Annotated in this window: 8 protein-coding genes; 2 read left to right on the plus strand and 6 right to left on the minus strand. The window is 69.6% G+C overall.

The window, feature by feature from the left end; all coding sequences use genetic code 11:
* Both FHD68_RS16940 and FHD68_RS16945 read right to left on the minus strand, forming a co-directional pair.
* A partial coding sequence (locus FHD68_RS16940; protein ID WP_139086303.1) for a dihydroxyacetone kinase family protein occupies positions 1 to 1,222 on the minus strand: 1,222 nt, incomplete at its 3' end.
* Positions 1,219 to 2,145 (minus strand): sugar phosphate isomerase/epimerase family protein, encoded by a 927-nt coding sequence (locus FHD68_RS16945; protein WP_139086305.1) that lies wholly within the window; start codon positions 2,143 to 2,145, stop codon positions 1,219 to 1,221. The genes FHD68_RS16945 and FHD68_RS16940, both read right to left, overlap by 4 nt.
* Positions 2,146 to 2,301: 156 nt before the next feature.
* Here FHD68_RS16945 and FHD68_RS16950 point away from each other — a divergent pair, with 156 nt between their 5' ends.
* Positions 2,302 to 2,970, plus strand: coding sequence for a GntR family transcriptional regulator (locus FHD68_RS16950; RefSeq protein WP_045982495.1), 669 nt, complete (start codon positions 2,302 to 2,304; stop codon positions 2,968 to 2,970).
* 48 nt (positions 2,971 to 3,018) lie between these two features.
* On the opposite strand, the gene FHD68_RS16955 is transcribed toward FHD68_RS16950, so the two are convergent.
* The 4 genes from FHD68_RS16955 to def (FHD68_RS16970) all read right to left on the minus strand — a co-directional run bounded on the left by FHD68_RS16955 (position 3,019) and on the right by def (FHD68_RS16970) (position 5,433).
* The gene (locus tag FHD68_RS16955; protein WP_139086308.1) at positions 3,019 to 3,756 is read right to left on the minus strand and encodes a calcium-binding protein; all 738 of its coding nucleotides are present in this window, start codon (positions 3,754 to 3,756) and stop codon (positions 3,019 to 3,021) included.
* Between the two features lie 144 nt (positions 3,757 to 3,900).
* Positions 3,901 to 4,401 carry a peptide deformylase gene (gene def, locus FHD68_RS16960; RefSeq protein WP_139086310.1) on the minus strand — a complete coding sequence of 167 codons (501 nt, stop codon included), beginning with the start codon at positions 4,399 to 4,401 and terminating at the stop codon, positions 3,901 to 3,903.
* Between the two features lie 2 nt (positions 4,402 to 4,403).
* Complete coding sequence (gene def, locus FHD68_RS16965; protein WP_239441312.1) at positions 4,404 to 4,919, minus strand: peptide deformylase; 516 nt, start codon at positions 4,917 to 4,919, stop codon at positions 4,404 to 4,406.
* On the minus strand, positions 4,912 to 5,433 hold the full coding sequence (gene def / locus FHD68_RS16970) for a peptide deformylase (RefSeq protein ID WP_045999944.1): 522 nt from the start codon (positions 5,431 to 5,433) through the stop codon (positions 4,912 to 4,914). The genes def (FHD68_RS16965) and def (FHD68_RS16970) overlap by 8 nt, the downstream gene beginning before the upstream one ends.
* Positions 5,434 to 5,511: 78 nt before the next feature.
* Here def (FHD68_RS16970) and FHD68_RS16975 point away from each other — a divergent pair, with 78 nt between their 5' ends.
* On the plus strand, positions 5,512 to 6,696 hold the full coding sequence (locus FHD68_RS16975; protein WP_127897802.1) for a MalY/PatB family protein: 1,185 nt from the start codon (positions 5,512 to 5,514) through the stop codon (positions 6,694 to 6,696).
* The last annotated feature ends 22 nt before the right edge of the window (positions 6,697 to 6,718 follow it).

Raw genomic sequence — 6,718 nt, forward strand, 5'->3', positions numbered from 1 at the left:
CAAGGGCGGCTGCCGCAGACCCGCGCGCCATGCCCTGGCCGTGATCGCCGTCGCCCGCGATGGCGTCGATGCGGCCCAATTCTGCCTCTGCCTCGGCCAGCGCCCGGGCCAACCGCGCCACGATGTCGGCCACGCAGCCGGCCTGCTCCGCACTGGCGGGTTCGCCGCGCGGAACCGCTGCGATGGCTGCCCCTTCGCGGGCCACCTGACGCGCGCCCTGGGCAGCCACGGTCCCCTTGCGGAAGGCGGGTGCATCAGCAGGCGCACGCCACAGATCGGCCAGCGCATCGTCCAGCCACAGGATCGACAGAGAGCACCCCTCCATGTCCAGGCTGGTCACGAACTCTCCGACCTCGGGGTCGATGACGGTCAGGCCGGCGTCGGTCATCAGCCCGGTCAGGTGATGCCACAGGACGAACAGTTCCTCGTATTTCGTGCGGCCAAGGCCGTTCAGGACCACGGCCACGCGGCCGTCATGGCCCTGGGGCCGTTCCGCCAGCAGCGGCTCCAGCAGCATCCGGGCCAGATCGGCGGCGGGCAGGATGGCCTGCGCGGCGATCCCCGGCTCTCCGTGGATGCCCAGGCCAAGGGCGACCTGCCCCTCGGGCACGGTGAACAGGGGTGCCGCCTGTCCCGGCAGGGTGCAGCCGTCGAAGGCCAGCCCGAAGGACACGGTCCGCGCATTGGCGCGTCCGGCCAGATCCATCACCGCGTCCAGGTCCAGGCCCGCCTCGGCCGCGGCACCGGCGATCTTGAAGACCAGCAGGTCGCCCGCCACGCCCCGCCTGCGCGCCGCGTCGGTCGCGGGCGAGCTAGCCACGTCATCGGTCACGGCCAGGATGCGCGCATCGATCCCTTCGGCGCGCAGACGCTCGGCAGCGGCGCCAAAGTTCAGCACGTCGCCCGCATAGTTCCCAAAGCCCAGGATGACGCCTCCGCCCAGGTCCGCCGCCCGCGCCACCCCGGCCACCGCACTGGTCGAGGGCGACGCGAACACGTCCCCCGCCACCGTTCCATCGGCCAGGCCCGGACCGACATAGCCCAGAAACGCCGGATAATGCCCCGACCCTCCACCCACGACCAAGGCCACCTTGCCCGGCGCCCCCGCATGGGCGCGCAGGGCGCCATGCGGGATGGGAATGACCCGGTCGGCATGGGCGGCGCAGAACCCCGCCAGCGCGGTCGCGGCGAAATCCTCGGGGCGGTCCACGATCTTGGTCATGGCAGGGTCCTTCTCTGCGCCAGGATGCGGCGGATGTAGTCGCGGTTCTCGGCGCAGACCCCAAGTCCGTCGCCGCCGTAATGCTCGACCAGGAAGGGGCTGGAAAAGCCCAGGTCCAGCGCGGTGTTGATCGCCGCGCGCCAGTTGATGGTGCCGCCCATCATGGGCGCGGGATGGGACAGGATGACCCCCGACGGGTCGGTCATCCGGTAGTAGTTCTTGACGTGCCAGTAGCCCGCGAAGGGCGCGCACAGCGCGATCATCTCCGCCCAGGGCTGCACGGGCCGATGCAGGCGGATCAGGTTGCCGATGTCGATGTTCAGCCGGACCGACGGGAGGTCCACGTCGGTGACGAAGGCGACCGCGTCGGAGGCGGTGCCCAGATAGGTGTCCTCGTACATCTCCAGCGCAACGTGGATTCCGCGATCGGCGGCGTGGCGGCCCAGGTCGCGGATGCGGGCGACGGCCAGGGCTCGGATGGCGGGGTCGTCGGGGTTCGTCACCCCCGGCTCGGTCCAGAACCACAGGGCGGCGCGCTGCGCGTCGCTCAGCGGTCCGAACAGGCCAAAGCTAACATGCCCCGCGCCAAGATCGGCGGCGCAGTCGATGACACGATGGCAATAGGCCAGATGGTCGTCACCCTGCACCGGATCGATCACGCTGCGCCGTGAGGTCGAGATGGCCGGAACGGTCAGTCCCAGGTCACGGCAGATCGCTACGAACCGCGCCCGTCCAGCATCGTCCAGATCGGCCAGCCGCAGCCAGCTGTCGGTCGGATCGACCGCATCGAACCCCGCCGCCGCGACCTGGCCCAGATCGCGTGCCCAGGCGGCCGGCCCGGCATCCTGAACGGACGCGAACGGGATCATCGCACAGGCGATGGGCCAGTCCTGCGGCGTCCAACGCATGGTGTTCCCCGACATCGATCCCCCTTCCGAATCACGTCCCGGGTTCTTGCTAGCACGGCCCCAAAAGCGTATCAATAATTCTGTATACAACACACAGAAGGCAATATTGACTTGCCACCCCCTCCGTCATAGCCAGAGACAGACGCGCCAACGGAGACGCCGGTAACCGACATGTCAGACACAGACGCCCGCATCGAACGCCTGCCCCTGCTGGACGCGATCCTGTCGCGGCTGCGCGACATGATCATCGAGGGGCAGCTGCCACCCGGGACCCGCCTGAACGAGGGCCAGATCGGCCAGCAGCTGGGCGTGTCCCGCACGCCGCTGCGCGAGGCGATCAAGTACCTGGCATCCGAGGGGCTGGTCGAACTGGTCCCGGCACGGGGCGCGGTGGTCAAGCAGTTCGGCGCGCGCGAGGTCCGCGACATGCTGGAGGTGATCCGCATCCTGGAGCAGCAGGCGGGGATCATCGCCTGCGCACAGGCGACGGATGCGGGCATCGCGGGCGTGCGGGCGCTGCATGACAGGATGCTCGACTGCTATGCCCGGCGCGACCGCATGGCCTATTACAAGCTGAACCAGGCGATCCATACGGCCATCGTGGCACTTGCCGACAACGGTGCCCTGTCCGAGGTGCATGCCCGCCTGCAGACCCGGTTGAAGCGCGTCCGCTTCATCGGGCACGAAGGTGCGGAAAAATGGGCCAGCGCGGTCGCCGAGCACGAACGGATGATCGCGGCGCTGGAGGCGCGGGATTCGGACGGACTGTCGGACATCCTGGGCCGCCACCTGACCCTGGCGTGGGAGCGGGTGCGCGACGACCTGCCTGCGCAGACATGAAAACACCCCGCGCAGGGCGAACCTGCGCGGGGGGACCGTCAAAAGATATTACCAGGAAAAGTCGTCGCTGCTCATCTGGTTCAGGCGGAAATCCTCGATGACCAGCTGGTTGGGGCCGAAACTCAGCACGACGTCGGACCCGCTCTGCACGGCGGCGCCGCGGATCTGGGCATAGTTGTCGACATTGGCCAGGGCGCGCAGGTCGATGTCGTCGTCGCCGTTCTCGAAGTCGGTGATCCGGTCGCGCCCGCCGTTGAAGACGAACACGTCCGCCCCCTCGCCGCCGGTCATCGTGTCGTTGCCCAGCCCGCCGTTCAGCGTGTCGTTGCCCTCTCCGGCGATCAGGCGGTCGGCGCCGAAGCCCGCGATCATCCGGTCGTCGCCCTCGCCCCCGGTCAGGATGTCGTTGCCCGCCCCCGACGCCATGCGGTCGTTCCCATCACCGCCGTCCAGCGTGTCGCGCCCGGCGCCGGCGTACAGGACGTCGTCGCCATCGCCGCCCCAGATGCGGTTGTTGCCGTGGCCGGCGGCGACGATGTCATTGCCCTCGCCCGCGGCGATCACGTCGCTGCCCGCGCCCGCCCAGATGCGATCGTTCCCCGAGCCGCCGGACACGCGGTTCGCGCCCTCGCCGGCCCAGATGCGGTCGTTGCCCTCGCCTCCGTCGATCGTGTCGTTGCCACGAAAGCCATAGAGCGCATCGTCGCCCGACCGGCCATAGATCAGGTCGGCCACGCTGGTGCCGGTCAGGCGGTTGTCGTCGTCATTTCCGAACAGTCGTGCCATGGGGTGCATCCTTCTGAAAATCCCGGCGCCGCGGCGATCTTGCGACGGGGCGCGACGCCGGTCCCCGCTGCACGGACGGCCTTTCGGGCCATTCGACAGCAGAACGGCACGACGGGTCGTTCTATTCCCTGACGACGGAAAAAATCAGTGGCGGTGCAGCTTGGCCGACCGCGCGACCAGCATCTTGCGGCGCAGGGGGGTCAGGTGATCGACATACATCCGCCCGGCCAGGTGGTCGATCTGGTGCTGGACGCTGGTGGCCCACAGGCCGACGAAATCGCGGTCCTCCTCGACGCCGTCCTGGTTGAGGAACCGCACCGTGACCGCCCGGGGGCGGCTGATCGGGGCCGAGACGCCGGGCAGGTTGGGGCTGGCCTCCTCGTACTCGCGCAGCTTGACGCTGGCATGCAGGATCCGGGGGTTGGCCATGCGGACCGCCTGTCCGCGCGGCCCCGAGGCATCGACGACGGCCAGCGCCATCATGATGCCGATCTGGGGCGCAGCCAGTCCCACGCCGGGCATCGCCTCCATGGTGTCGACCATGTCGTCCCAGATCATGCGGACGGATTCGGTGATCTCTGCCACCGGCGCGGCGGGGCGGTGCAGGCGGGGGTCGGCATAGGGCAGGAACGCGCGCGCGGCCATGGTCAGTCCTTCACGATCAACAGGCCGTCCAGGTGATCGACCTCGTGCTGGGCGATGCGGGCGGCGGGACCCTGCATGTCGCGCACCTGATAGCGGCCGTCCAGATCATACCAGCCGATTCCGATGGCGGCGGGGCGCATGACCTCGACGGGGCCGCCGGGAATGGACAGGCACCCTTCGGGCGCGGTCTCAGTCTGCGGCGACCTGACCAGGATCTCGGGGTCGATCAGGACCAGGGGGGCGGGCGCGCCGTCCTTCCAGCCGGCATCCATGACGAAGATCCGGCGCAGCACGCCGATCTGCGGGGCGGCCAGGCCGCGGCCCTGGGCGTGATACATGGTGGCCAGCATGTCGGCGGCCAGCACGCGCAGTTCGGGGCCGGTCATGTAGCCGGCGGGTTCCGCGCGCAGGCGCAGGCGCGGGTCCGGCCACAGGACGATGTCGCGCAGGGTGCCGCGGCCAAGATCCCCCGGCAGGTCGGGGCGCATCCAGCCGCTGGCACCCGTGCGATCAGGCACGGGCCAGGTCCCGCTTCAGCTTGACCATCTTGCGGGTGATCATCTGCCGCTTGATGGCGGAGAGGTGATCGATGAACAGCACGCCGTCCAGGTGATCCAGCTCGTGCTGGGCGCAGGTGGCCCACAACTCGTCGAACTCGCGTTCGTGGGTCTTGCCGTCCAGCCCCAGCCAGCGCATGCGGATCTGCGCGGGCCGCGTGACCTCTCCGTACTGGTCGGGGATGGACAGGCAGCCCTCCTCATAGGTGTTGGGCGTGTCCGACGCCCAGGTCACCTCGGGGTTGACCAGCACCAGGGGCGCGCGCGGCGCCTCGGGGTCGCGGTTGGCATCCATGGTGAAGACGCGCAGGCCCACGCCGATCTGCGGCGCGGCCAGGCCGATGCCGGGCGCCTCGTACATGGTGGCCAGCATGTCCGCGGCCAATGTCTCGATCTCGGGCGTGATGCGGGCCACGGGTTGGGCCACCTTCTTCAGGCGCGGATCGGGATGGATCAGGATGGGTCTCAGGCTCATGGCAAGGGATTTAGGGCAAGCCTTCACCATAAGCAACAACCCCGCTAGGCTAGGGTGACGCAGCCCGCAGGAGCCCCCATGACCCAGCCCGATTTCGACCGCATCATCGACCGCCGCGGCACGCATTGCAGCAAGTGGGACGACATGCAGGCCGCATACGGCGTGGGCGCCGATGACGGCCTGGCCATGTGGGTGGCCGACATGGATTTCGCGCCCCCCGCGGCGGTCCAGGCGGCGGTGGACCGCGCCGCGGCGCATGGCGTCTATGGCTATCCCGGCGCGAACCCGCCCTATCTGGCGGCGATCGGCTGGTGGATGGCGCATCGCCACGGCTGGCAGATCCGGCCCGAATGGGTGTTGACCTGCGCGGGGCTGGTCAACGCGGTCGCGATGGCGCTGAACGCCTATACGCGGCCCGGCGACGGGGTGGTCGTGATGGCGCCGGTCTATCACGCCTTCGGCCGGGTGATCCGCGCCGCCGGCCGCGACCTGGTCGAGTTGCCCCTGGCGATGACCGACGGCCAGTACGCCCTGGACTGGGACGCGTGGGAAGGGATGCTGACCGGGCGCGAACGGATGATGATCCTGTGTTCGCCGCACAATCCCGGCGGCCGCGTCTGGTCCGAAGCCGAACTGCGCCAGGTCGCCGATTTCTGCGACCGCCACGACCTGATCCTGATCTCGGACGACATCCATGCCGACCTGGTCCTGCCGGGCGGCCCCCGTCACCGGATGATGGCGACCGTGGCACCCGACATCCTGCCGCGCCTGGTGACGCTGACCGCCGCCACCAAGACCTTCAACATCGCGGGCGCCCATATCGGCAACGCGATCATCCCCGACCCCGGCCTGCGGGCGCGGTTCCAGGGCGCGCTGGCCGCCGCGGGGATCTCTCCGGCGATGCTGGGCCAGGACATGGTCGCGGCGGCCTATTCGCCCGAGGGCGCGGCCTGGGTCGATGCGCTGGTCGATTACCTGGACGGCAACCGGCGGATCTTCGATCAGGCGGTGAACGCGATTCCCGGTCTGCGGTCGATGCCCCTGCAGGCAACCTATCTGTCCTGGGTCGATTTCCGCGACACCGGCATGACCGACGCGGAAATCACCCGTCGCATCCAGGACGACGCCCGGATCGCGGCCAATCACGGCGCGACCTTCGGGCTGGGCGGCGACGGGTTCATGCGCTTCAACATCGCGACGCCGCGGGCGCGGGTGATCGAGGCGGCGGACCGGCTGCGCGCGGCCTTCGCCGACCTGCAGTGACGCGGGCGCGGCGCCCGGCCCC

This window comes from Paracoccus marcusii (genome assembly GCF_006151785.1).
Taxonomy (GTDB): Bacteria; Pseudomonadota; Alphaproteobacteria; order Rhodobacterales; family Rhodobacteraceae; genus Paracoccus; species Paracoccus marcusii.